Annotated in this window: 21 protein-coding genes; all 21 read right to left on the bottom strand. The window is 69.3% G+C overall.

What is annotated here, in order from left to right; all coding sequences use genetic code 11:
• Positions 1–67: 67 nt before the first annotated feature.
• The 21 genes from EU555_RS01615 to EU555_RS01515 all read right to left on the bottom strand — a co-directional run bounded on the left by EU555_RS01615 (position 68) and on the right by EU555_RS01515 (position 22,638).
• Positions 68–769, bottom strand: coding sequence for an ABC transporter ATP-binding protein (locus tag EU555_RS01615; RefSeq protein ID WP_135412685.1), 702 nt, complete (start codon positions 767–769; stop codon positions 68–70).
• 117 nt (positions 770–886) lie between these two features.
• Positions 887–2,212 carry a lipoprotein-releasing ABC transporter permease subunit gene (locus tag EU555_RS01610; protein ID WP_135412684.1) on the bottom strand — a complete coding sequence of 442 codons (1,326 nt, stop codon included), beginning with the start codon at positions 2,210–2,212 and terminating at the stop codon, positions 887–889.
• A gap of 4 nt (positions 2,213–2,216) precedes the next feature.
• A complete protein-coding gene (gene proS / locus EU555_RS01605) occupies positions 2,217–3,551 on the bottom strand; it encodes a proline--tRNA ligase (RefSeq protein WP_135412683.1) in 1,335 nt (444 codons plus the stop codon).
• A 492-nt stretch (positions 3,552–4,043) separates the two neighbouring features.
• Positions 4,044–4,382, bottom strand: a complete 339-nt coding sequence (locus tag EU555_RS01600) for a DUF1467 family protein (RefSeq protein WP_425375069.1) — start codon at positions 4,380–4,382, stop codon at positions 4,044–4,046.
• Entirely contained in the window at positions 4,379–4,783 is a 405-nt protein-coding gene (mce, locus tag EU555_RS01595; RefSeq protein ID WP_135412682.1) for a methylmalonyl-CoA epimerase, read from the bottom strand. Before mce ends, EU555_RS01600 begins: the two co-directional genes overlap by 4 nt.
• Before the next feature lie 296 nt (positions 4,784–5,079).
• Positions 5,080–6,753: a ribonuclease J gene (locus EU555_RS01590; RefSeq protein WP_135412681.1), complete on the bottom strand. Its 1,674-nt coding sequence runs from the start codon at positions 6,751–6,753 to the stop codon at positions 5,080–5,082.
• Positions 6,754–6,960: 207 nt separating this feature from the next.
• Positions 6,961–7,761 (bottom strand): biotin--[acetyl-CoA-carboxylase] ligase, encoded by an 801-nt coding sequence (locus EU555_RS01585; RefSeq protein ID WP_135412680.1) that lies wholly within the window; start codon positions 7,759–7,761, stop codon positions 6,961–6,963.
• Between the two features lie 4 nt (positions 7,762–7,765).
• Positions 7,766–9,211, bottom strand: a complete 1,446-nt coding sequence (gene nuoN, locus EU555_RS01580; RefSeq protein ID WP_135412679.1) for an NADH-quinone oxidoreductase subunit NuoN — start codon at positions 9,209–9,211, stop codon at positions 7,766–7,768.
• 10 nt (positions 9,212–9,221) lie between these two features.
• Positions 9,222–10,742, bottom strand: coding sequence for an NADH-quinone oxidoreductase subunit M (locus tag EU555_RS01575; protein ID WP_135412678.1), 1,521 nt, complete (start codon positions 10,740–10,742; stop codon positions 9,222–9,224).
• 22 nt (positions 10,743–10,764) lie between these two features.
• Positions 10,765–12,894, bottom strand: a complete 2,130-nt coding sequence (gene nuoL / locus EU555_RS01570) for an NADH-quinone oxidoreductase subunit L (RefSeq protein WP_135412677.1) — start codon at positions 12,892–12,894, stop codon at positions 10,765–10,767.
• A 77-nt stretch (positions 12,895–12,971) separates the two neighbouring features.
• Positions 12,972–13,277 (bottom strand): NADH-quinone oxidoreductase subunit NuoK, encoded by a 306-nt coding sequence (nuoK, locus tag EU555_RS01565; protein WP_048425446.1) that lies wholly within the window; start codon positions 13,275–13,277, stop codon positions 12,972–12,974.
• Positions 13,278–13,404: 127 nt separating this feature from the next.
• Complete coding sequence (locus EU555_RS01560; protein WP_135412676.1) at positions 13,405–14,025, bottom strand: NADH-quinone oxidoreductase subunit J; 621 nt, start codon at positions 14,023–14,025, stop codon at positions 13,405–13,407.
• A gap of 149 nt (positions 14,026–14,174) precedes the next feature.
• Positions 14,175–14,663, bottom strand: coding sequence for an NADH-quinone oxidoreductase subunit NuoI (gene nuoI / locus EU555_RS01555; protein WP_048447551.1), 489 nt, complete (start codon positions 14,661–14,663; stop codon positions 14,175–14,177).
• Between the two features lie 24 nt (positions 14,664–14,687).
• Positions 14,688–15,710, bottom strand: coding sequence for an NADH-quinone oxidoreductase subunit NuoH (gene nuoH, locus EU555_RS01550; RefSeq protein ID WP_135412675.1), 1,023 nt, complete (start codon positions 15,708–15,710; stop codon positions 14,688–14,690).
• A gap of 13 nt (positions 15,711–15,723) precedes the next feature.
• Positions 15,724–17,805 (bottom strand): NADH-quinone oxidoreductase subunit NuoG, encoded by a 2,082-nt coding sequence (nuoG, locus tag EU555_RS01545; RefSeq protein ID WP_135412674.1) that lies wholly within the window; start codon positions 17,803–17,805, stop codon positions 15,724–15,726.
• 12 nt (positions 17,806–17,817) lie between these two features.
• The gene (locus tag EU555_RS01540) at positions 17,818–18,024 is read right to left on the bottom strand and encodes a hypothetical protein (protein WP_135412673.1); all 207 of its coding nucleotides are present in this window, start codon (positions 18,022–18,024) and stop codon (positions 17,818–17,820) included.
• Positions 18,021–18,272 (bottom strand): hypothetical protein, encoded by a 252-nt coding sequence (locus EU555_RS01535; RefSeq protein WP_135412672.1) that lies wholly within the window; start codon positions 18,270–18,272, stop codon positions 18,021–18,023. The genes EU555_RS01540 and EU555_RS01535 overlap by 4 nt, the downstream gene beginning before the upstream one ends.
• A gap of 7 nt (positions 18,273–18,279) precedes the next feature.
• Positions 18,280–19,581 (bottom strand): NADH-quinone oxidoreductase subunit NuoF, encoded by a 1,302-nt coding sequence (gene nuoF, locus EU555_RS01530; RefSeq protein WP_135412671.1) that lies wholly within the window; start codon positions 19,579–19,581, stop codon positions 18,280–18,282.
• Positions 19,582–19,630: 49 nt separating this feature from the next.
• Positions 19,631–20,740 (bottom strand): NADH-quinone oxidoreductase subunit NuoE, encoded by a 1,110-nt coding sequence (gene nuoE / locus EU555_RS01525; RefSeq protein ID WP_135412670.1) that lies wholly within the window; start codon positions 20,738–20,740, stop codon positions 19,631–19,633.
• A gap of 38 nt (positions 20,741–20,778) precedes the next feature.
• Entirely contained in the window at positions 20,779–21,969 is a 1,191-nt protein-coding gene (locus EU555_RS01520; protein WP_135412669.1) for an NADH-quinone oxidoreductase subunit D, read from the bottom strand.
• Between the two features lie 6 nt (positions 21,970–21,975).
• On the bottom strand, positions 21,976–22,638 hold the full coding sequence (locus EU555_RS01515; RefSeq protein WP_135412668.1) for an NADH-quinone oxidoreductase subunit C: 663 nt from the start codon (positions 22,636–22,638) through the stop codon (positions 21,976–21,978).
• Position 22,639: the final 1 nt, after the last annotated feature.

The following is a 22,639-nucleotide window of genomic DNA, read 5'->3' as shown; positions in this document are numbered from 1 at the left end:
TCCTCGCGCCCGGTCGGGACGCCTGGTGATCCCGCGAATGTAGCGCCCGGCGGTCCGGCGGCGACCGTCAGGCGAGCTGGACGATGAGCCCGTTCTGGATCGTCACCCGGCGGTCCATCCGGGCGGCGAGATCCAGGTTGTGGGTGGCGATCAGCGCCGCGACCCCGGAGGCGCGCACCAGCGAGACCAGGATCGCGAAGACGTGGCCGGCGGTCTGCGGGTCGAGGTTGCCAGTCGGCTCGTCGGCAAGCAGCAGTCGCGGGCCGTTGGCGAGCGCCCGGGCGATGGCGACGCGCTGCTGCTCGCCGCCGGACAGCTCCGCCGGGCGGTGGCTCAGGCGCTCCTTGAGGCCGAGGAAGGCCAGCAGCTCGGCGGCGCGGGAGCGCGCTTCCCTCGCCGGCAGGCCGCGGATGAGCTGGGGCAGCACCACGTTCTCGAGAGCCGAGAATTCCGGCAGCAGGTGGTGCGACTGGTAGACGAAGCCCATCTCCTCGCGCCGCATCCGGGTGCGGGCGGCGTCATCCATCCGGGCGCTCGGCTGGCCCCCGATATAGACCTCGCCACCATCCGGCCGCTCGAGCAGGCCGGCGACGTGGAGCAGGGTCGACTTGCCGGTGCCGGAGGGCGCGACCAGCGCCACGATCTCGCCGGGCCAGATCGCGAGGTCGGCGCCGCGCAGGATCTCGAGATGTCCGGTGCCCTGGCTGTAGCGCCGCTCGACCTGGGACAGGAAGAGCGCCGGAACCGGCTGCTGCGGGATTGCGTCCATCGGGCGTCAGGCGCCCTGCGTCAGGGAACGGGGAGCAGGGCGGAGGTGGGAGACGGGCAACGGCATCCTGACGGTACTCGGGTACGGGGCCGGGCGACGATCGGCCGAGACGGAGGATCAGCCGTAGCGCAGGGCCTGCACCGGGTCGAGCCGGGCGGCACGCCAGGACGGGTAGAGGGTGGCGAGCAACGACAGCACCGTCGACATCGCCACCACCGCCACGACCTCGCCGGCATTGGTCTCGGACGGGATCTCCGACAGGAACCGCACCGTCGGGTCCCAGGCGCCCGGAAACAGCGTGCGCTGGATCACCGTGAGGTTGGCCGAGAACACCAGCCCGAGGACGAAGCCCGCCAGGGTGCCGAGGATGCCGATCGAGGCGCCGGTGATCAGGAAGACGCGCATGATCGCGCCCCGCGTCGCCCCCATCGTGCGCAGGATCGCGATGTCGCTCGACTTGTCCTTCACCAGCATGATCAGGCCGGAGACGATGTTGAGCGCCGCCACCAGCACGATCAGGGTCAGGATGATGAACATCACGTTCCGCTCGACCTCGAGTGCGGAGAAGAAGGTGCGGTTGCGCTGGCGCCAGTCGGTGATCAGCACCGGACGCTCGGCGGCGAGTTCCAGCTCGCCCCGGGCCTCGCCGACGGCATCGGCGTTGTCGAGGAAGATCTCGATCACCGAGACGTCGCCGTCGCGATTGAAGAATCCTTGCGCCTCGGTGAGGGGCATGTACACGAAGGTGCCGTCGAACTCGGACATGCCGACCTCGAACACCGCAGCGACGGGGTAGCCCTTGATCCGCGGCGCGGTGCCGAACGGCGTCGTGGCGCCCTTCGGGGTCGCCAGGGTGATGGTGTCGCCGGCCTGCAGGCCGAGGGATTCGGCGAGCCGCTTGCCGATGGCGACGCCGCCGCCGGTGTCGAAGGTCTCCAGGGTGCCGCCCCGGATGGTGCCGGCGACGGAGGGAATCTTCTTCAGGTCCTCGGCCCGCACGCCGCGCACCAGCACGCCCGAGCCGCCGAACTGCGACGAGGCGAAGGCCTGGCCCTCGACCATCGGCAGGGCGAGGTGGACGCCCGCCACCTTGCCGAGCCGGTCCGACAGGTCGGCGAAGTCGGTCAGCGGCCGGTCGATCGGCGCGACGAAGATGTGGCCGTTGATGCCGACGATCTTGCTCAGGAGCTCCTTGCGGAAGCCGTTCATCACCGAGAGCACGATGATGAGGGTGGCGACGCCCAGCATGATCCCGAGGAACGAGAACAGGGCGATGACCGAGACGAAGCCCTCTTTCCGCCGGGTGCGCAGGTAGCGCCCGGCGATCGTCCACTCGAAGGGCGCGAACGGCACGGTGCCCCCGTGCGATCGGTGAGGCCCTCCGGGCCGATGGGCGCGCAGGCCGAACCGGGGCAGGCGCTCGCGGATCGCGGCGAGGGCCATCGGCTCAGGCCGCCCGGTTCTGGCGCAGGAACGCCGGCACGGCGTCGGGCGCAACGGTCTCGCGGGCGCCGGTGGCGCGGCGCTTCACCTCGACCTTGCCCTCGGCCAGGCCCTTCGGGCCGACGACGACCTGCCAGGGCAGGCCGATCAGGTCGGCGGTGGCGAACTTGGCGCCCGGGCGCTCGTCGCGGTCGTCATACAGAACGGTGAGGCCGGCCTCCTCCAGCTCGCCCTGGAGCTTGGCGCAGGCCGCATCCGTGGCGGAGTCGCCGACCTTGAGGTTGAGGAGCGCGACGTCGAACGGCGCCACCGCGTCCGGCCACACGATGCCGGCCTCGTCGTGGCCCGCCTCGATGATCGCCGCTACCAGCCGGCTCGGGCCGATGCCGTAGGAGCCCATATGGACCGGGCGCTCCTGCCCGTCCGGCCCGGTGACCTTCGCGCCCATCGGCTCGGAGTACTTGGTGCCGAAATAGAAGATGTGGCCGACCTCGATGCCGCGGGCGGCCATCCGCTCCCCTTCCGGCACCTCCGCGAAGGCCGCCGCGTCGTGCATCTCGGAGGTCGCGGCGTAGCGCGAGGTCCAGTGATCGACGGTGGCCTGGAGGCCGGCGACGTCGTCGAAGTCGGTCCTAGCGTCCGGCGTCGGGAAGTCGAGATAGGCGCGGTCGCAGAAGACCTCGCTCTCGCCGGTCTGGGCCAGGATGATGAACTCGTGGGAGAGGTCGCCGCCGATCGGCCCGGTCTCGGCCCGCATCGGGATCGCCTTGAGGCCGAGCCGCGCGAAGGTGCGGAGATACGCCACGAACATCTTGTTGTAGGAATGCCGCGCGCCGGCCTGGTCGAGGTCGAACGAGTAGGCGTCCTTCATCAGGAACTCGCGCGAGCGCATCGTGCCGAAGCGGGGCCGCACCTCGTCGCGGAACTTCCACTGGATGTGGTAGAGGTTCTTCGGCAGATCCTTGTACGAGCGCACGGCGGAGCGGAAGATCGCCGTGATCATCTCCTCGTTGGTCGGCCCGAACAGCATGTCGCGCTCGTGCCGGTCCTTGATGCGCAGCATCTCCTTGCCGTAGGCGTCGTAGCGGCCGGATTCGCGCCACAGGTCCGCCGACTGGATCGTCGGCATCAGGAGTTCCACCGCGCCCGAGCGGTCCTGCTCGGCCCGGATGATGTCGGTGACCCGGTTGAGCACCCGCAGGCCGAGCGGCAGCCACGCGTAGATGCCGGCGGCCTCCTGGCGGATCATGCCGGCGCGCAGCATCAAGCGGTGCGAGACGATCTCGGCTTCCTTGGGCGTCTCGCGCAGGATGGGCAGGAAATAGCGGCTGAGACGCATGTCGGACCTTGGCGTGGCAGGCGTGGCTTCGCGGGCGCCTCCCCGCCGCGGGGGCATCTCCCCGCCGCGGGGGACCCCCCCGGGACCGCCCTTTTGCACGCTTCCGGTCCCGTTCGCAAAATATGAAACGCGCCGGGCCCGCGCGGGTGGGGGTGGGACGCGCGTCTGCCGCGGGTCGGAGCAGGAAAATGCGCCGGCCATGCAAAAAAACGCATCAACCTGCTCGGAGGCAGGTGACAATGCGAATTCTTCTTCCTATAAGCGGCATCGCGATGATGCGCAGGCAGGCCGAACGGCGCCGCGCAAGGTCCGAGTCTCGGGAGGAAAAACCAGCTTCAAAGCCCGAACGGGTGAATAACAGAGCATAGGCTGGTGAAAACATTCAGAAAGCTACAAAGCAAGGCTTCCGAGCCTTGCTTTTTTATTTTGCACTTCCGTGTTCAGGGGCGATGCTGCATTGTGCCGGTCGCGACCTTGAACGGCCGCGACCTGCTACAATCCGGCGAGCGGGAAGGCCGCCACTGCCGCGATGAACACGACGTCGGACACGAGCGTGGTCCAGACCGCCTTGCGGCGCATCTGCGGCCGATGCGGCGCCCCGGGATCCTGTCCGGGCACCACGACCTCGCTGCCGTCCGGCGCGGCCCGGAACGGCAGCACCGCGAAGAGCAGCGTCCACCATACCACGAAGTAGAGGGCGCCCGCCCCGAACCCGCTGAGGCGAAAGCCCCACACCGCGAGCGCCAGCGCCGGCAGCATCAGGGCGATGCAGACCGCGAGGGTGCGGGGGATCGAGGCGGTGGCGCGGTCGAGGATCCGGGTGAGGGTCACGCCTGCTCCAGCTCGACCAGGGTGCCGAGGAAGTCCTTCGGGTGCAGGAACAGCACCGGCTTGCCATGGGCGCCGATGCGCGGCTCGCCCGAGCCGAGGATGCGGGCGCCCTCCCGTTTCAGCCGGTCGCGGGCCGCCAGGATGTCGTCGACCTCGTAGCACACATGGTGGATGCCGCCGCCCGGGTTGCGCTCCAGGAAGGCGTTGATCGGCGAGTCGGTGCCCAGCGGCTCGAGCAGCTCGATCTTGCTGTTGGGCAGCTCGACGAAGATCACGGTGACGCCGTGCTCGGGCTGCGGCAGCGGCGGCGACAGCACCGCCCCGAGGGTGTCGCGATACACCTTCGCGGCGGCCTCGAGATCCTTCACCGCGATGGCGACGTGGTTGAGCCTGCCGATCATGGGGATGTTCCTCCGTCTCCCTGGGGCGTTGTTGGTTCTAGGGTGCGGTGCGGGGTGGCGCTACGGCAAGGACCGTCTTTGCGCGCAGACGGTGACACGAGAAGCGCCGGTGATCTCCTCCCCCCTCTGCGGAGGAGGGTGGCGAGCGCAGCGAGCCGGGAGAGGGGACGCCGCTTCCGGAGGAGTCGCAACCGTGATGAAGGGCGACACCCGGACCGGCGTCGCGCTGCCCCTCTCCCGGCCCCCGCTGACGCAGGGCCCCCCTCCCCCGCAGAGGGGGGAGGGTCAGGGTGCCCTCACACCTCCACCACCATCACGTGGCAGGCGGGCTTCTTGCCCCAGACCTCGTTGACGGCCGAGCGGATCGCCCGGTCGACGGCGTTCTCCACCGCCTCCGAGTCCCGCCGCTTGACCCGCGACAGGCCGTTGACGGTCCGCTCGACGGCGTCGCCGACGACGTCGATGATGACCTCGCCCTTGCGGCCGTAGCTCGGCAGGCCCATCAGGTCGATCGAGGGCTCGCCCTTCAGCTCGCCGTTGCGGTCGAGCGCGATCGCCACCGAGACGATGCCCGTGAAGGCGAGCTTGCGCCGCTCCGGGATCGCGCGGTCGTTCGAATCCACCAGCACGTTGCCGTCCTTGAAGATCCGCCCGCTCTTGACGTGGGTGACGATCTCCGGCTCGCCCGGCGCGAGGCGGATCAGGGTGCCGTTGCGGGCCTTGACCACCGTGTCGACGCCCTGCTTGCGGGCGAAGGTGGCGTGCTCGGCCAGGTGCAGGGCCTCGCCGTGCACCGGAACCGCGATGCGGGGCTTGGTCCAGCGATACATCGCCGCCATCTCGTCGCGCCGCGGATGGCCGGAGACGTGGACGAGCTCGGTGCGGTCGGTGATGACCTCGATGCCGGCCTCGATCAGGTCGTTGATGATCGCACCGACCGCCCGCTCGTTGCCGGGGATCGCCCGCGAGGAGAAGATCACCCGGTCGCCGGGCGTGAGGGCGATCTCCGGATGCTCGTCACGGGAGACGCGGGCGAGCGCCGCCCGCGGTTCGCCCTGCGAGCCGGTCAGGAGCGCCACGGTCTTCTCCCGCGGCAGGTAGCCGTAGGCCTCGGCGCCGCGGATGTCCGGCAGCCCGTCGAGGTAGCCGCACTCGCGGGCGACGTCGATCACCCGGTCCATGGCGCGACCGACCGCCACGACGTCGCGGCCGCAGGCCTGGGCGGCGAGGCAGACGGCGCGCATGCGGGCGACGTTCGACGCGAAGGTCGTGACCGCGACCCGGTGCGGGGCGTTGCGGATCAGCTCGGCGAGATGGCTCGCCACCTCCGCCTCGCTCGGCGAGCGGCCCTCGCGGGTGACGTTGGTCGAATCGCAGACCAGCGCCAGCACGCCCTCCTCGCCCAGTCGCGAAAACGTCTCCTCGGAGGTCGAGTTGCCGGCGACCGGCGTGTCGTCGAGCTTCCAGTCGCCGGTATGCAGCACCAGGCCGAGCGCCGTGCGGATGGCGAGCGCGTTCGACTCCGGGATCGAGTGGGCCACCGGCACGTACTCGATCGAGAACGGCCCGAGGTCGAGGCGGCCGTCCGCCGGCACCTCGCGCAGGTCGACCTTCGGGGCGCCCGGCTCGCCGAGGCGGCGGGCCTCGATCAGGTTCTTGGTGAAGCGGGTGGCGTAGACCGGCACCTTCAGCTTGGGCCACAGCTCGCCGATGGCGCCGATATGGTCCTCGTGGCCATGGGTGATCAGGATGCCGAGCAGGTTCTCGCGCTGCTCCTCGGCGAAGCTCAGGTCCGGATACATCAGGTCGACGCCCGGCATGTGCTCCTCGCTGGCGAAGCCCATGCCGAGGTCGACCATGATCCACTTGCGGTGCTTCGGCGGCCCGAAGCCGTAGAGCGCCGCATTCATGCCGATCTCGCCGACCCCGCCGAGGGGCACGAAGATCAACTCATCTCCCTTGTTCGACATCACGTACCATCACTGCACGGACCGCCGTCGCGGTCCCACTCAAGGAACGGCCTCGTCTGCCGCCACGGTCGCGGCGCCGTCATGTTGCGTGTGCGGCCGGGAACGGCCGCGCGGCGGCGGCGCCGGAAGGCGCCCCGCCGGAAGATTCCGCGCTGTCCGGGGGACGTCGTCGCCGTTCCGGCGCCGCTCCGCTCCCCGTCGGTCCCGTCAGGCCGCGGTGGCGGCCGTCCCGAAATGCACCTCGCCGGCGGTGACCGCGACGCGGTCGCCTTCGGCCAAGCGGACGACCAGCCTGCCGCCCTCGTCGATCGTCTCGAAGATCCCGGACACCATGCGCCCGCCGGTCTGGACGCTCACCGGCCCGTTCAGGCCTGCGGCCGCCGAGAGCCACGCCTCGCGGATGCCGGCAAACCCCCTGCCCTCGTCCCAGATCCGCTCCGCCTCGACCCAGGCACCGGTGAGCAGGCGAAACAATCCCGGCGCATCGACGGCGTAGCCGGCTTGCGCCAGGGACGTCGCCGCGTAGGGCAGCCCGTCCGGCGCGCCCGCGACGTTGACGCCGACCCCCACGGTCACGAAGGCGCCGCGGCCGGGCAAGGTCTCCATCTCGAGCAGGATGCCGACGAGCTTGGCACCGTCGAGGAGCACGTCGTTCGGCCATTTCAGCCGGAAGTCGGGAGCGCGCCCGTCGGTTCCCGGGCCGCAGGCGCGGCGTAGCGCCCGCTCCACCGCGACGCCGGCGACGAAGCCGAGCGTCGCGACCCTGTCCGGGGCAAGGCCCGGCGGGACCGGCCAGAGCAAGCTGGCGGCGTGGTTGCCGGCGACCCAGCTCCAGCCCTTGCCGCGCCGGCCGCGGCCGCCGGTCTGTTCGCCCGTGACGACCCAGAGCGGCCCGGGCTCGCCGGCGCGCGCGCGCGCGAGGGCCTGCGTGCTCGTCGAGCCGAGGCTGTCATGGACCTCGATACGGTATCCCGCGGCCACGGCCGCGGGGTCGAGCACGAAGGTCATGCCGCTAGAACAGCGACCGGGCGGCCGTTCCGGCGAGGCCCACCAGCGGCGCCGGCACGAGCCAGAACAGCAGCACCACCACGCTCGACAGGCCGAGCACGATGCGCAGCCCCGGGCCCATCGGCTCGTAGGCCTCCGCCGGCTCGTCGAAATACATCACCTTGACGAGGCGCAGGTAGTAATAGGCGCCGATCACGCTGGTCACCACGCCGATCACCGCCAGGGTCACGAGGTTCGCCTTGATGGCCGCGGCGAAGACGTAGAACTTGGCGAAGAACCCGGCGAGCGGCGGGATGCCGGCGAGCGAGAACATCATCATGGCGAGCAGGAACGCCACGAAAGGATGGGTGCGCGACAGGCCCGAGAGGTCGTCGATGGTCTCGTACATCTGGCGGCCGCGGCGCAGGGACAGGATCACCGCGAAGGCGCCGAGCGTCATGGCGAGGTAGATCGCCATGTAGATCACGACGCCCCGGATCCCCTCCTGCGTGCCGGCGGCGAGGCCGATCAGGGCATAGCCGACATTGGCGATGGAGGAGTACGCCATCAGGCGCTTGAGGCTGCGCTGGCCGATCGCCGCGAAGGAGCCGAGCGCCATCGAGGCGATCGACACGAACACGATGATCTGCTGCCACTCGGGCGTCACCGTCGGGAAGGCGCCGACGAAGACCCGCACCGCCATCGCCATCGCGGCCATCTTCGGGGCCGAGGCGAAGAAGGCGGTGACCGGGGTCGGCGCGCCCTCGTAGACGTCCGGCGTCCACATGTGGAACGGCACGGCGGCGAGCTTGAACGACACGCCGGCGGCGACGAACACGATGCCCAGCACCACGCCGAGGCCCGAGCCCTCGCGGAGCGCCGTGACGATGTGCGGGAACGAGACGCTGCCGGTGAAGCCGTAGACCAGCGAGGCGCCGTAGAGCAGCATGCCGGAGGAGAGCGCGCCGAGCACGAAGTACTTCAGGCCGGCCTCGGTCGAGCGCAGGTCGTCGCGGTGGAACGAGGCGATGACGTAGGCCGCCAGGCTCTGCAGCTCGAGGCCCATATAGAGCCCGATCAGGTCGTTGGCGGAGGCCATGACCATCATGCCGATCGTCGAGAGAACGATCAGGATCGGGTACTCGAACCGGGCGATGCGCTCGCGCTCGAAATGCTCCTTGGCGAGCAGGATCGCGGCGGCCGAGCCGATCAGGGTCAGGGCCTTCATCACCCGGGCGAAGCCGTCGACGATGAAGGAGCCGTTGAAGGTGGTGACCTTGGTGCCGAAGGGCTGGCTGACCACCGCGAACAGCGCGAGGATCAGCAGGATCAGGGCACCGACGCTGACGCCCTCGGTGGAGCGCTCGCCCTTGAAGGCGCCGTAGAGGATCAGCACCAGGACGCCGACCGACAGGATCAGCTCCGGCAGGGCGGGCCCGATGGCGGGCAGGACGATCTGAGCGGCGTTCATCGCGAGAAACTCAGTGCGGGACCGGCAGGGCCGCCGCGGCGGTCTGGGTCGTGGAGAGGGCGGCGCGCATGCCCTGCATCAGCGCGTCGGTCGAGGGCGCGAAGACGTCGAGGATCGGGCCGGGATGGACGCCGTAGTAGATCGTCAGCACCACCAGGGGGGCGAGGATCAGCATCTCGCGGCGGTCGAGGTCGGTGATGCCCTGGAGGCTCGGCTTCTCGAGCTTGCCATACACCACGCGGGCGAAGAGCCACAGCGCGTAGGCCGCCGACAGGATGATGCCGAAGACCGAGAAGAACGACACCATGGGGTTCGCCCGGAAGGCGCCGAGCATCGCCAGGAACTCGCCGACGAAGCCGGAGGTGCCCGGCAGGCCGACATTGGCCATGGTGAACACCATCATCGCCACCGCGTAGAGCGGCATGCGCTTGACGAGGCCGCCATAGGCCGCGATCTCGCGGGTGTGCATCCGGTCGTAGATCACGCCGACGCAGAGGAACAGCGCGCCGGACACGATGCCGTGCGAGATCATCAGGAACAGGGCGCCCTGGATGCCCTGCTCGGTCATGGTGAAGAGGCCGAGCGTCACGAAGCCCATATGGGCCACCGACGAGTAGGCGATGAGCTTCTTGATGTCCGACTGAACCAGCGCGACCAGCGAGGTGTAGATGATCGCCACGACCGACAGCGCGTAGACCAGCGGCGCGAAAGTGTGCGAGCCGTCCGGGAACATCGGCAGCGAGACCCGGATGAAGCCGTAGCCGCCCATCTTCAGGAGGATGCCCGCCAGGATGACCGAGCCGGCGGTCGGCGCCTCGACATGGGCGTCGGGGAGCCAGGTATGGACCGGCCACATCGGCATCTTCACCGCGAAGGAGGCGAAGAAGGCGAGCCAGAGCCAGATCTGCATGTTCGCCGGGAACCGGGTCTGCAGCAGGGTCGGGATGTCGGTGGTGCCGGCCTGCCAGTACATCGCCATGATGGCGAGCAGCATCAGCACCGAGCCGAGCAGGGTATAGAGGAAGAACTTGAACGACGCGTAGATCCGGCGCTTCCCGCCCCAGATCCCGATGATCAGGAACATCGGAATCAAGCCGGCCTCGAAGAACAGGTAGAACAGCACCAGGTCGAGGGCACAGAACACGCCGATCATCGTGGTCTCGAGGACCAGGAATGCGACGAAGTACTCCTTCACCCGGTGCTCGATCGAGAGCCAGGAGGCGCCGATGCAGAACGGCATCAGGAAGGTGGTGAGCAGCACCAGCGGCATCGAGAAGCCGTCGACGCCGAGCTTGAACCGGATGGTCTCGGTCAGCCAGGCATGAGTCTCGACGAGCTGGAACTGCGCGGTCGCGGTGTCGTAGCGGCCCCAGGCGACCAGCGACAGCAGGAAGGTGGCGAGCGTGGTGATCAGCGCCGCCCAGCGGGCATTGCGCTGGACCGCCCTCTCGTCGCCGCCGAGCGTCAGGATGAAGGCGGCGCCGACGAGCGGCAGGATGAGGAGGCCGGAGAGGATCCCGAGGCCGAGCATGATTCTCTGTTCTCCGGTCAGGTCAGTGGGCGGCCGCGGAGACGCCGGTGAAGAGGTACCAGCTCACCAGGGCGGCGACGCCGACCAGCATGACGAAGGCGTAGTGGTAGACGTAGCCGGTCTGCAGGCGGACCACGCCGCGGGTCACGTCGACGACGCGGGCCGCGATGCCGTTCGGCCCCATCCCGTCGATGACGCGGCCGTCGCCGACCTTCCACAGGAACTCGCCGAAGCCCTTCGCCGGGCGGACGAAGATCCGGTCGTAGATCTCGTCGAAGTACCACTTGTTCAGCAGGAAGCGGTACAGCAGCGGCTGGCTCTCGGCGAGCTGGTGCGGCAGCTCCGGCCGGCGGATATACATCCAGAAGGCGAGCAGGAAGCCCAGCACCAGCATCACGAAGGGCGCGTTCTGGACCCAGCCCGGCGCGTTGTGGATGTCGTGCATGATGTGGTTGTCGGGGCCGTGCGCCAGCGCGCCCTTCCAGAACTCGTCCATGCCCTCGCCGATGAACCGGTTCTTGAACACCAGGCCGGCGAAGAGCGCGCCCGCGGCGAGGATCGCCAGCGGGATCGTCATCACCCGCGGGCTCTCGTGCGGGGTATGGGCGTGGTCGTGGTGCTCGATCGCCGAATGCGAAGGCGACTCGAGGTCATGGCCCTTGTCGTCGTGCGCGACGCCCTCGTGGTGGCCCGGCGCGCCGTCGGCCTCGGCGGAGGCGTGGGCAAGCACCGGATGCTGCGCGGCATGCGCGTCGGCGTGGTGGTCGTCATGACCGTGCGCATGGCCGTGCGCGTTCTGCCAGCGGGCCTGGCCCTCGAAGGTCAGGAAGAACAGGCGCCAGGAATAGAACGAGGTGAAGAAGGCCGCGATCACGGTCGCCAGGAAGGCGAGCACGTGGCCGGGCCGGGTCGACATGTAGGCCGCCTCGATGATGGCGTCCTTGGAGTAGAAGCCGGCTGTGAACGGGAAGCCGATGAGCGCCAGCGTCCCGATCGCCATCATGGCGGTGGTGAAGGGGATGTAGCGGCGCAACGCCCCCATGTTCCGCATGTCCTGCTCGTGGTGCATCGCGTGGATGACCGAGCCGGCCCCGAGGAACAGCAGCGCCTTGAAGAAGGCGTGGGTGAAGAGGTGGAACACGCCCGCCGCGTAGGCGCCGACGCCGAGCGCCACGAACATGTAGCCGAGCTGCGAGCAGGTCGAGTAGGCGATGACCCGCTTGATGTCGTTCTGCACCAGGCCGACGGTGGCGGCGAAGAAGGCCGTGATGCCGCCGATCACCGTGACGACAATCAGGGCGTTGGGTGCCGCGTCGAAGAGCGGCGACAGGCGGGCGACCATGAACACGCCGGCGGTCACCATGGTGGCGGCGTGGATCAGCGCCGAGACCGGGGTCGGGCCCTCCATCGCGTCCGGCAGCCAGGTGTGGAGCAGGAACTGCGCCGACTTGCCCATCGCGCCCATGAACAGCAGCAGGCAGCAGAGGGTGAGCGCGTTCCAGTCGTAGCCGAGGAAGTGGAACGTCGCGTCCTTGAGCTCGGGCACCTTCGGGAAGATGCCGTCGAAGGCGACCGCGCCGAACAGCACGAAGCAGAGGAAGATGCCGAGCGAGAAGCCGAAATCGCCGACGCGGTTGACGATGAACGCCTTCATCGCCGCGGCGTTGGCCGAGGGCTTCTCGTACCAGAAGCCGATCAGGAGGTATGAGGCGAGGCCGACGCCCTCCCAGCCGAAGAACATCTGGACGAGGTTGTCCGACGTCACCAGCATCAGCATGGCGAAGGTGAACAGCGACAGGTAGGCGAAGAACCGCGGCCGGTGCGGGTCCTCGTGCATGTAGCCCATCGAGTAGAGGTGGACGAGCGCCGAGACGCTGTTGACCACCACCAGCATGACCGCCGTGAGCGTGTCGGCCCGGAACGCCCAGTCGACCACGAGGTCGCCGGCGGTGAACCAGGTCGCGACGTGGTGCTTGGTGGCGCCGTGGCCGTGGCCGCCGGTCACCTCGAAGAAGGCGATCCAGGACAGGAGCGCCACGAAGACGAGGATGCCGGTGGTGACCACCTCGCTGGCCCGCGGGCCGATGCGGCGCCCGAACAGGCCGGCGACGAGGAAGCCGATCAGGGGCAGGAAGACGATCGCGTGGTACATGCTCGGGTCCGGCCTCGCGTGGCGGTTGCCGCTGCGGCTCTGGTGGGTTCGGAAGGGCGATGGGCGCGAGGCCCGCGTCAGCCCTTCATCATGTTGACGTCCTCGACGGCGATCGACCCGCGGTTGCGGAAGAACACCACCAGGATCGCGAGCCCGATCGCGGCCTCGGCGGCGGCCACCGTCAGCACGAACAGGGCGAAGACCTGGCCGACGATGTCGCCGAGATGGGTCGAGAACGCCACCAGGTTGATGTTCACCGCGAGCAGGATCAGCTCGACCGACATCAGGATGACGATGATGTTCTTGCGGTTGATGAAGATGCCGAGCACCCCGAGGGTGAACAGGATCGCCGCGACGGTCAGGTAGTGGCTCAAACCGATCATCGTGCCTCTCGACCGCGGGCGGCCGCCTTCGTGTCGCGAGGCGCGTCCCGCCCCGCCGCTCTTGCCATCAGCTTGGCTGCGGGGCTGCCTGCCCCGAGCCGCAACTCGTTTCGGACCCCGGCGCCCGTCAGACCTCGACGCCCTGCCCGGTCGGGACCTGGCGGACCTCGACGGCGCTGGCCTGGGTGCGGGCGTTCTGGATCGCGATGTCCTGGCGCTTGACGCCGGGCCGGTCGCGCAGGGTGAGCACGATCGCGCCGATCATCGCGACCAGCAGGATCAGCCCGGCGATCTGAAAGAAGAAGAAGTAGTTGGTGTAGAGAACGAGACCGAGCGCCTGCGTGTTGGTGACCGTCTCACCGCCCGGCGCCACCGCCAGGGGTCCGTGCACCAGGCCGGGATCGATCGCCCAGGAGCCGACCACGAGGAGCAGCTCGATCAGGAACACCGCGCCGATCAGGCCGCCGACCGGCAGGTAGTCCTGGAAGCCCTGGCGCAGCTCGGCGAAATCGACGTCGAGCATCATCACCACGAACAGGAACAGCACCGCGACCGCGCCGACATAGACCACGACCAGGATCATGGCCAGGAACTCCGCCCCCATCAGCACGAACAGCCCGGCGGCGTTCACGAAGGCGAGGATGAGGAAGAGCACCGAGGTGACGGGGTTGCGCGAGGCGATCACCATGAAGCCGGAGGCGACGGTGATCGCGGCGAACAGATAGAAGAAGGCGGCGGCTGCGGTCATGCGCTGAATTCATGCCGCCTGGCGGCGGCCTCCTGCCCGACCCCCGGAGCGTCCCGGCGGCTCGTCTATAGAACCCGCTCCCGCGGCGCACAACCGGGGGAGCGGCGAATGTCTCGTCCGGCGAAAGGAGGGCGCGGCGCCCTCCCGGTTCAGCGGTAGGGGGCGTCGGCCGCGATGTTGCGGGCGATCTCGCGCTCCCAGCGGTCGCCGTTCGCCAGGAGCTTGGCCTTGTCGTAGAGCAGCTCCTCGCGGGTCTCGACCGAGAACTCGAAGTTCGGCCCCTCCACGATGGCGTCCACCGGGCAGGCCTCCTGGCACATGCCGCAATAGATGCACTTCACCATGTCGATGTCGTAGCGGGTGGTGCGCCGGGTGCCGTCGTTGCGGCGCGGGCCCGCCTCGATGGTGATGGCCTGGGCCGGGCACACCGCCTCGCACAGCTTGCAGGCGATGCAGCGCTCCTCGCCGTTGGGGTAGCGCCGCAGGGCGTGCTCGCCGCGGAAGCGCGGGCCGCGATGGCCCATCTCGAAGGGGTAGTTGATCGTCGCCTTGGGCTTGAAGAAGTAGCGCATCGCCAGGGCGAACCCGGTGACGAACTCCTTCAACAGCAGGCCGCGGGCGACCTGGTCGAGCTTCATGGCTCGTTCTCCGACGGTTGGGTCTCAGGAGACCGGCGCGAGGCCGGTCAATTTCAGGACGAAGGCGACGACGAAGACCATGACGAGGGAGAGCGGAAGGAACACCTTCCAGCCCAGCCGCATGAGCTGGTCGTAGCGGTAGCGCGGCACCATGGCCTTCACCATGGCGATCATGAAGAACAGGAAGCTGGCCTTCAGGGCGAACCAGATCAGGCCCGGCACCCAGGTGAAGGGCGCGAACGGGATCGGCGAGAGCCAGCCGCCCAGGAACAGGATCGTGCCGAGGGCGCACATCGTGACGATGGCGACGTACTCGCCGAGCATGAACAGCAGGTACGGGGTGGAGGAGTATTCCACCATGTAGCCGGCGACGAGCTCGGACTCGGCCTCGGGCAGGTCGAAGGGCGGGCGGTTCGTCTCGGCGAGCGCCGAGATGAAGAACACCACGAACATCGGGAAGAGCCAGAGCCAGTACCAGCCGAGGATGCCGAGCGCGGTGTCCTGCGCCCGCACGATCTGCGACAGGTTGAGGGAGCCGGCGCACATCAGCACCGTGATGATGACGAAGCCGAGGGAGACCTCGTAGGACACCATCTGCGCGGCCGAGCGCAGGGCGCCCAGGAAGGCATACTTGGAGTTCGAGGCCCAGCCGCCCATGATGACGCCGTAGACGCCGAGCGACGAGATCGCGAAGATGTAGGTCATGCCGACATTGATGTCGGCGATGGCCCAGCCGTCGGCGAGCGGGATCACCGCCCAGGCGGCGAGCGCCAGGGTGGCGAAGATCAGCGGGGCCAGGAGGAACAGGCTTTTGTTGGCGCCCGCCGGGATCACCGGCTCCTTCAGCACGAACTTCAGGAGGTCGGCGAAGGACTGGAACAGGCCCCAGGGGCCGACCACGTTCGGGCCGCGGCGCAGCTGCACCGCCGCCCAGATCTTGCGGTCGGCCAGCAGCGCGTAGGCGATGAAGACGAGCAGCGCCACGAGGAGCACCACGCTCTTCAGCGCCACGAGGAGGACGGTGCCGAGCACCTCCCAGACGGTCATCGGTCGGCGCTCCTCATTCGGCCGCTTCGAGGGCCCGCCCGCGGGCGAGACCCGAGCACTCGGCGAGCACCCGCGAGGCGCGGGCGATCGGGTTGGTGAGATAGAAGTCGGCCACCGCCGGCCGGAACGGCTCGCGGCCGGGCTCGCCCGGCAGGCCCGCGAGCGCCGTCAGGGCCGCGGCGCCATCGCTCGCCGCCACCTGGTCGATGCCGGCGAAGTGCGGGTGGGCGGCGTAGAGCGCCTTGCGGAGCGCCGGCAGCGAGTCGAACGGCAGGCGGTGGCCGAGAACGTCCGACAGGGCGCGCAGGATCGCCCAGTCCTCGCGGGCGTCGCCCGGCGGGAAGGCGGAGCGGTTGGCGAGCTGCACCCGGCCCTCGAGGTTGACGTAGGTCGCCGACTTCTCGGTGTAGGCCGCGCCCGGCAGGATCACGTCGGCCCGGTGGGCGCCCTTGTCGCCGTGGGTGCCCTGGTAGATCACGAAGGCGCCCGGACCGATCTCGACCTCGTCGGCGCCGAGGTTGAACAGCACGTCGAGCACGCCGGCCTTGGTCATCTCGGCGAAGGTCAGCCCGCCCTCCCCCGGCACGAAGCCGAGATCGAGGGCGCCGACGCGGGCGGCCGCGTTGTGCAGCACGCCGAGGCCGTTCCAGCCCTCGGCCTTCGGCCCGAGGCCCTGGACGAGCTTCGCCACCGCCGCGAGGAGCGCGGCACCGTCCGGACGGGCGAGCGCCGCCTGGCCGACGATGACGAGCGGCCGCTCGGCGCCCTTGAGGGCTTCCGCGAAGCTGTGGCGGCCGGCAGCCACCTCGGCCAGCGTCTCCGGCCCGGCACCCAGAAAGGTGTGGGGGTAGGTGAGGTCGGCGTCCTCGCCGATCACGCCGATCTGGATCGGCGAGAGCCGCCAGCGCTTGCGGATGCGGGCGTTGAGGAGAGAGGCCTCGGTGCGCGGGTTGGCGCCGACGATCAGGATCGCGTCGGCCTGCTCGATGCCGGCGATGCCCGGCCCGAAGGTGTAGGCGGCCCGGCCCCAGGCCGGATCGATCATCGCCCCGTCCTGGCGGCAATCGAGGTTCTGCACCTTGAGCGAGCCCATCAGGGTCTTGAGGGCGAAGATCTCCTCGACGCCCGCGAGATCACCGACGATGGCGCCGACGCGCTTCGGATCGGCGCCCTTGAGCTTTGCGGCGATCGCCCCGAAGGCCTCGGCCCAGGTGGCCGGGCGCAGGCGGCCGTTCTCGCGCAGGTACGGCCGGTCGAGGCGCTGCAGCCGCAGCCCGTCGACGACGTGGCGGGTCTTGTCGGAGATCCACTCCTCGTTGGTCGCCTCGTTCACCCGCGGCTCGATCTGCATCACCTCGCGGCCGCGGGTGTCGACGCGGATCGCCGAGCCGACCGCATCCATCACGTCGACGGACTCGGTCTTGTTCAGCTCCCAGGGGCGGACGTTGTAGGATTGCGGCTTGTGGACCAGCGCGCCGACCGGGCAGAGGTCGGCGACGTTGCCCTGCAGCTCCGATTCCATCGCGCGCTCGAGGTAGGAGGTGATCTCCATGTCCTCGCCGCGCCCGATGGCGCCGAGATCCGGCACGCCGGCCACTTCCGCCAGGAAGCGGACGCAGCGGGTGCAGTGGATGCAGCGGTTCATCGCGGTCCGCACCAGCGGGCCGATATACTTCTCCTCGACGGCGCGCTTGTTCTCGCCGTAGCGGGTCGAGTCGACGCCGTAGGCCATGGCCTGGTCCTGCAGGTCGCAGTGGCCGCCCTGGTCGCAGATCGGGCAATCGAGGGGATGGTTGATGAGGAGGAACTCCATCACCCCCTCGCGGGCCTTCTTGGTCAGGGCCGACTTGGTCGACACCGCCGGCGGCTCGCCGTTCGGGCCCGGGCGGCAGTCGCGCACGGCCCAGGCGCAGGAGGCGACGGGCTTCGGCGCCCCTTTCAGCTCGACCAGGCACATGCGGCAATTGCCGGCGATCGACAGCCGCTCGTGGAAGCAGAAGCGCGGGATCTCGGCGCCTGCGACCTCGCAGGCCTGCAGGAGGGTGTAGTCCGGCGGGACATCGACCTCGATGCCGTCGACGAGGATCTTGGTCATGCGGTCATCTTCTCAGACATGGGTCTCGATGCGGGCGAGGCGACGCTCGATCCGTTCGAGACGCTGTCCCAACCGGTCGAGGCTGCGGTCGGCGGCCGCGAGCTGCGTGCCGACGCTCACCATGCGTTCGTTCAGCTCCCTGATGTCCGCCGCGACGCCATCAATCTTTCGGTCGATGCCGATCACGAGGTCAAGGATGGAGGTCGGCGCGTGCGTCACGGCTTTCCCTCCAGGCGTTCGACACGGTCGGTGAGGTCGCGCAGGCGCTCCTCGACCCTGTCGTGGCGGATACTGGCGTGGGCGGCGAGGCCGAGGCCCGTGATCATGCTCTCGTGCGTCTCGTCGACCCGACCCTCGATGCGGATCAGGCGGCGCGACTGCTCGTCCTGCACGGCGCGCACCTCCGCGAGGGCGGCGCGCATGTCGCGCAAGAGGCTCAGGACCAGGTTGTCGGGCTCGGCCGCCATCCTCGCCTCACTCCGCTGCCATCGGCACCGGGGTCGGGTGCGGGTTGGCGGTGTAGCGGTCGATGCGCTTCTCGATCTCGGGGCGGAAGTGCCGGATCAGGCCCTGGATCGGCCAGGCCGCGGCGTCGCCGAGCGCGCAGATCGTGTGGCCCTCGATCTGCTTCGTCACGTCGAGCAGCATGTCGATCTCGCGCTTCTGCGCCCGGCCCTCGGCCATGCGCAGCATCACGCGCCACATCCAGCCGGTGCCCTCGCGGCACGGCGTGCACTGGCCGCAGGATTCGTGCTTGTAGAAGTACGAGATGCGGGCGATCGCCGAGACCATGTCGGTCGACTTGTCGAACACCATCACGGCGGCGGTGCCGAGGCCCGACTTGAGGTTGCGCAGCGTGTCGAAATCCATCGGCGCGTCGATGATCTCGGCCGCCGGCACCAGCGGCACCGAGGAGCCGCCGGGGATCGAGCAGAGCAGGTTGTCCCAACCGCCGCGCATGCCGCCGCAATGCCGGTCGATCAGCTGGCGGAAGGTGATCCCGAGCTCCTCCTCGACGTTGCACGGCCGGTTGACGTGGCCGGAGACGCAGAAGAGCTTCGTGCCGGTGTTGTTCGGCCGCCCCAAGCCCGCGAACCAGGCGCCGCCGCGGCGCAGGATGGTGCCGGCGACCGCGATCGACTCGACGTTGTTGACCGTCGTCGGGCAGCCGTAGAGGCCCATATTGGCCGGGAACGGCGGCTTCAGCCGCGGCATCCCCTTCTTGCCCTCCAGGCTCTCGATCAGCGCCGTCTCCTCGCCGCAGATGTACGCACCGGCGCCGTGATGGACGTAGATGTCGAACGGGTAGTCGTGGACGTTGCTCTGGCCGACGAGGCGGGCGGCGTAGGCCTCGTCCACGGCGCGCTGGAGCGCATGCTTCTCAGCCACGTATTCGCCGCGGATGTAGATGTAGCAGGCATGCGCGCCCATGGCGAAGCACGCGATCATGCAGCCTTCGATCAGGAGATGCGGATCGTGCCGCATGATCTCCCGGTCCTTGCAGGTGCCGGGCTCCGACTCGTCGGCGTTCACCACCAGGTAGTGCGGCCGGCCATCCGACTTCTTCGGCATGAACGACCACTTCAGGCCGGTGGGGAAGCCGGCGCCGCCGCGGCCGCGCAGGCCCGATTTCTTCATCTCCTCGATGATCCAGTCCCGGCCCTGCTGCAGCAGGAACTTGGTGCCGTCCCAGGCGCCGCGTTTCTGCGCGGCCTCGAGACCGGGGGAGTGGAGACCATAGAGGTTGGTGAAGATCCGATCCTGATCGGCGAGCATGGCGATCGTCCTACAGGCCTGCTGTGAAAGGGTGCATCATAGCGATTCGTTACGGCTTCGCCTTCGGGCCGGGCGGACCCTTGTCGACGGCCTTGTCGTCCGGGGTGAGGCCGACGGGCTTGGCCTGCGATCCGTCGGTCTTCCCCGGCGCATTCGCCGGCTCGGCGCCCGCCTCCGGCGTGGTGCCCTTGGCGCCCGCGACCGGGCGGCCTTCCTCGGGCTTCGACGGCGTCTCGGTGTAGGAGCGGCCGCTCTGCGGTGCGGGCTCGGCCTCGGGGCCGGTCCGCGGGACCGCGACGGTCGTGCGCTCGGGCGCCGACTGGCCTGCCTCGGCGGCGGTATCGACGGGGGGCTTGCCGTCGGCGGCGCGCTGGGCCGGCGCCGCGGCGGCCGGGCTCTCGGTGGCGCGGCCGGCATCGGGCTTGGCCGCCTTCGGGCTCGTCGCGGCGGAGGCCTCGGTGCGGGCCTTCTCGCCGGTCGTGTCGGCGCCGGCCTCCTTCAGCCCCTGCTCCTCGAAGCGCTTGCGCCAGGCGCCGACGCGCGAGCCGTCGAACAGCGTCTCGTCCTGCAGGGTCGTGACCGCATCCTTGGGCTCGGAGGAGACGCGGCCGGTCTGCGAGCCGGTCTTCACCGGGCGGCCCGCCGCGAGGTCGTCCATCAGCTTGCCGAGGGACTCAGGGGTGAGGTCCTCGTAATAGTCGTGGTTGATCTGCGCCATCGGGGCGTTGCAGCACGCGCCAAGGCACTCGACCTCGAGCCAGGAGAAGTTGCCATCCGGGCTGACATGGCCGGAGGGGCCGAGGCGCTCCTGGAGGTACTGCTTCAGTTCGCGGGCGCCGCAGACGTCGCACGGGACCGTGCCGCAGACCTGGATCCAGTAGCGGCCGACCGGCTCTAGGGCGAACATCGTGTAGAAGGTCGCGACCTCCAGCACCCGGATGTGGGGCATGCCGAGCTGGTCGGCCACCGCCTCGATCGCCTTCTGCGGCAGCCAGCCGCCGTTCTGCTCCTGCGCCTTCCACAGGAGCGGGATGACGGCCGAGGCCTGGCGCCCCTCCGGGTACTTGGCGATCTGCCCCTTGGCCCACTCGGCGTTCTCCGGCGTGAACGCGAAGCTCGCGGGCTGCTCGGATACGGGGGCTAGTCTGCGGTTGGCCATGTCTCACACGTCTCCGACGGGCGCGTCGTCGAGCGCCCTCACCGGTCCACCTCGCCGAACACGATGTCGAGCGTGCCGAGGATGCACGACACGTCCGCCAGCATGTGGCCGCGGCACATCCAGTCCATCGCCTGGAGATGGGCGAAGCCCGGAGCCCGGATCTTGCAGCGATACGGCTTGTTGGTGCCGTCGGCGACGAGGTAGACGCCGAACTCGCCCTTGGGCGCCTCGACCGCGGCGTAGACCTCGCCGGCCGGCACGTGGAAGCCCTCGGTGTAGAGCTTGAAGTGGTGGATGAGCGCCTCCATCGAGCGCTTCATCTCGCGCCGCGGCGGCGGCGCCACCTTGCCGTCCTGCGTGGCGATCGGCCCCTGGCCGGCCGGCTCGCGCAGCTTGGCGATGCACTGCTTCATGATGCGCACCGACTGGCGCATCTCCTCCATGCGGATGACCTGGCGATCGTAGGTGTCGCCGTTCTTCCCCACGGGGATGTCGAACTCCATCTCGGCATAGGCCTCGTAGGGCTGCGACTTGCGCAGGTCCCACGGGATGCCCGAGCCGCGCACCATCACGCCCGAGAAGCCCCAGGCCAGCGCCTCCTCGACGGTCACGATGCCGATGTCGACGTTGCGCTGCTTGAAGATGCGGTTGCCCATCACGAGGTGGTCGAGGTCGTCGACCACCTGCGGGAAGGTCTCGCAGAACTTTTCGATGTCGTCGATCAGGCTCGGCGGCAGGTCCTGGTGGACGCCGCCCGGCCGGAAGTAGTTGGCGTGGAGCCGCGCTCCCGAGGCGCGCTCGTAGAAGATCATCAGCTTCTCGCGCTCCTCGAAGCCCCAGAGCGGGGGCGTGAGGGCGCCGACGTCCATCGCCTGCGTGGTCACGTTGAGGAGGTGCGACAGGAGCCGGCCGATCTCGCAGTAGAGCGTGCGGATCAGCTTGGCGCGGCGCGGCACCTCGATGCCGAGCAGGCGCTCGATGCCGAGGCAGAAGGCGTGCTCCTGGTTCATCGGCGCGACGTAGTCCAGCCGGTCGAAGTAGGGCGTCGCCTGGAGGTAGGTCTTGACCTCGATCAGCTTCTCGGTGCCGCGGTGGAGGAGGCCGATATGGGGATCGACCCGCTCGACCACCTCGCCGTCGAGCTCGAGCACGAGGCGCAGCACGCCGTGCGCCGCCGGGTGCTGCGGCCCGAAATTGATCGAGAAGTTGCGGATGCTGTGCTCGCCCATGTCGGCTCAGCCTTTCGCCGGTGCCTTGTCGGCCTTCTCGTCGCCCGGCAGCACGTAGTCGGTGCCTTCCCAGGGCGACAGGAAGTCGAAGTTGCGGAATTCCTGCGTGAGCCGCACGGGCTCGTAGACCACCCGGGCCTCGTCCTGGTCGTAGCGGACCTCGACGAAGCCGGTGAGCGGGAAGTCCTTGCGGAGGGGGTGGCCCTCGAAGCCGTAATCGGTGAGCAGCCGGCGCAGGTCCGGATGGCCCGAGAACAGGATCCCGTAGAGGTCGTAGGTCTCGCGCTCGTACCAGTTCGCGGCCGGGAAGACGGGAATCGCCGACGGGACCGGCGTGCGCTCGTCGGTCTGCACCTTCACGCGGATGCGCCGGTTATGGCGCATCGACAGCAGGTGGTAGACGACGTCGAAGCGCTTCGCCCGGCCCGGATAGTCGGCGCCGCAGATGTCGATGAAGGTCGAGAAGGCGCAAGAAGGATCGTCGCGCAGGTGGGTCAGCACCCGCAGGATCTCGGCGCCCTCGACGACCAGCGTCAGCTCGCCGAAGGCGATGGCCCGGTCGGTGATCGCCGCGCCCAGGGTCCCGGCGAGCGTGTCGGAGAGCGCCTGGAGCGGCGCGTCGCCGGCTTCGGTCTGGGTATGGGCCCGGATGGTGATGCCGTTGCTCATG

This window comes from Methylobacterium nonmethylotrophicum (assembly GCF_004745635.1).
Classification (GTDB): Bacteria; Pseudomonadota; Alphaproteobacteria; order Rhizobiales; family Beijerinckiaceae; genus Methylobacterium; species Methylobacterium nonmethylotrophicum.
The sequence above is the reverse complement of the archived record's forward strand: the minus strand, read 5'-3'. Positions and strand labels throughout refer to the sequence as shown.

Bases quoted from the DNA above. Each gene is read 5' to 3' on its own strand.
- nuoK (WP_048425446.1), bottom strand. From the start codon at position 13,277: ATGATCGGTTTGAGCCACTACCTGACCGTCGCGGCGATCCTGTTCACC.
- EU555_RS01535 (WP_135412672.1), bottom strand. From the start codon at position 18,272: ATGGCGGCCGAGCCCGACAACCTGGTCCTGAGCCTCTTGCGCGACATG.
- nuoF (WP_135412671.1), bottom strand. From the start codon at position 19,581: ATGCTCGCCGATCAGGATCGGATCTTCACCAACCTCTATGGTCTCCAC.
- nuoN (WP_135412679.1), bottom strand. From the start codon at position 9,211: ATGAACGCCGCTCAGATCGTCCTGCCCGCCATCGGGCCCGCCCTGCCG.
- EU555_RS01560 (WP_135412676.1), bottom strand. From the start codon at position 14,025: ATGACCGCAGCCGCCGCCTTCTTCTATCTGTTCGCCGCGATCACCGTC.
- EU555_RS01590 (WP_135412681.1), bottom strand. From the start codon at position 6,753: ATGTCGAACAAGGGAGATGAGTTGATCTTCGTGCCCCTCGGCGGGGTC.
- proS (WP_135412683.1), bottom strand. From the start codon at position 3,551: ATGCGTCTCAGCCGCTATTTCCTGCCCATCCTGCGCGAGACGCCCAAG.
- nuoH (WP_135412675.1), bottom strand. From the start codon at position 15,710: ATGACCGTCTGGGAGGTGCTCGGCACCGTCCTCCTCGTGGCGCTGAAG.
- EU555_RS01585 (WP_135412680.1), bottom strand. From the start codon at position 7,761: ATGACCTTCGTGCTCGACCCCGCGGCCGTGGCCGCGGGATACCGTATC.
- EU555_RS01610 (WP_135412684.1), bottom strand. From the start codon at position 2,212: ATGGCCCTCGCCGCGATCCGCGAGCGCCTGCCCCGGTTCGGCCTGCGC.
- nuoI (WP_048447551.1), bottom strand. From the start codon at position 14,663: ATGAAGCTCGACCAGGTCGCCCGCGGCCTGCTGTTGAAGGAGTTCGTC.
- EU555_RS01615 (WP_135412685.1), bottom strand. From the start codon at position 769: ATGGACGCAATCCCGCAGCAGCCGGTTCCGGCGCTCTTCCTGTCCCAG.
- EU555_RS01520 (WP_135412669.1), bottom strand. From the start codon at position 21,969: ATGGGCGAGCACAGCATCCGCAACTTCTCGATCAATTTCGGGCCGCAG.
- EU555_RS01575 (WP_135412678.1), bottom strand. From the start codon at position 10,742: ATGCTCGGCCTCGGGATCCTCTCCGGCCTCCTCATCCTGCCGCTCGTC.
- mce (WP_135412682.1), bottom strand. From the start codon at position 4,783: ATGATCGGCAGGCTCAACCACGTCGCCATCGCGGTGAAGGATCTCGAG.
- nuoL (WP_135412677.1), bottom strand. From the start codon at position 12,894: ATGTACCACGCGATCGTCTTCCTGCCCCTGATCGGCTTCCTCGTCGCC.
- nuoG (WP_135412674.1), bottom strand. From the start codon at position 17,805: ATGACCAAGATCCTCGTCGACGGCATCGAGGTCGATGTCCCGCCGGAC.
- nuoE (WP_135412670.1), bottom strand. From the start codon at position 20,740: ATGGCCAACCGCAGACTAGCCCCCGTATCCGAGCAGCCCGCGAGCTTC.
- EU555_RS01515 (WP_135412668.1), bottom strand. From the start codon at position 22,638: ATGAGCAACGGCATCACCATCCGGGCCCATACCCAGACCGAAGCCGGC.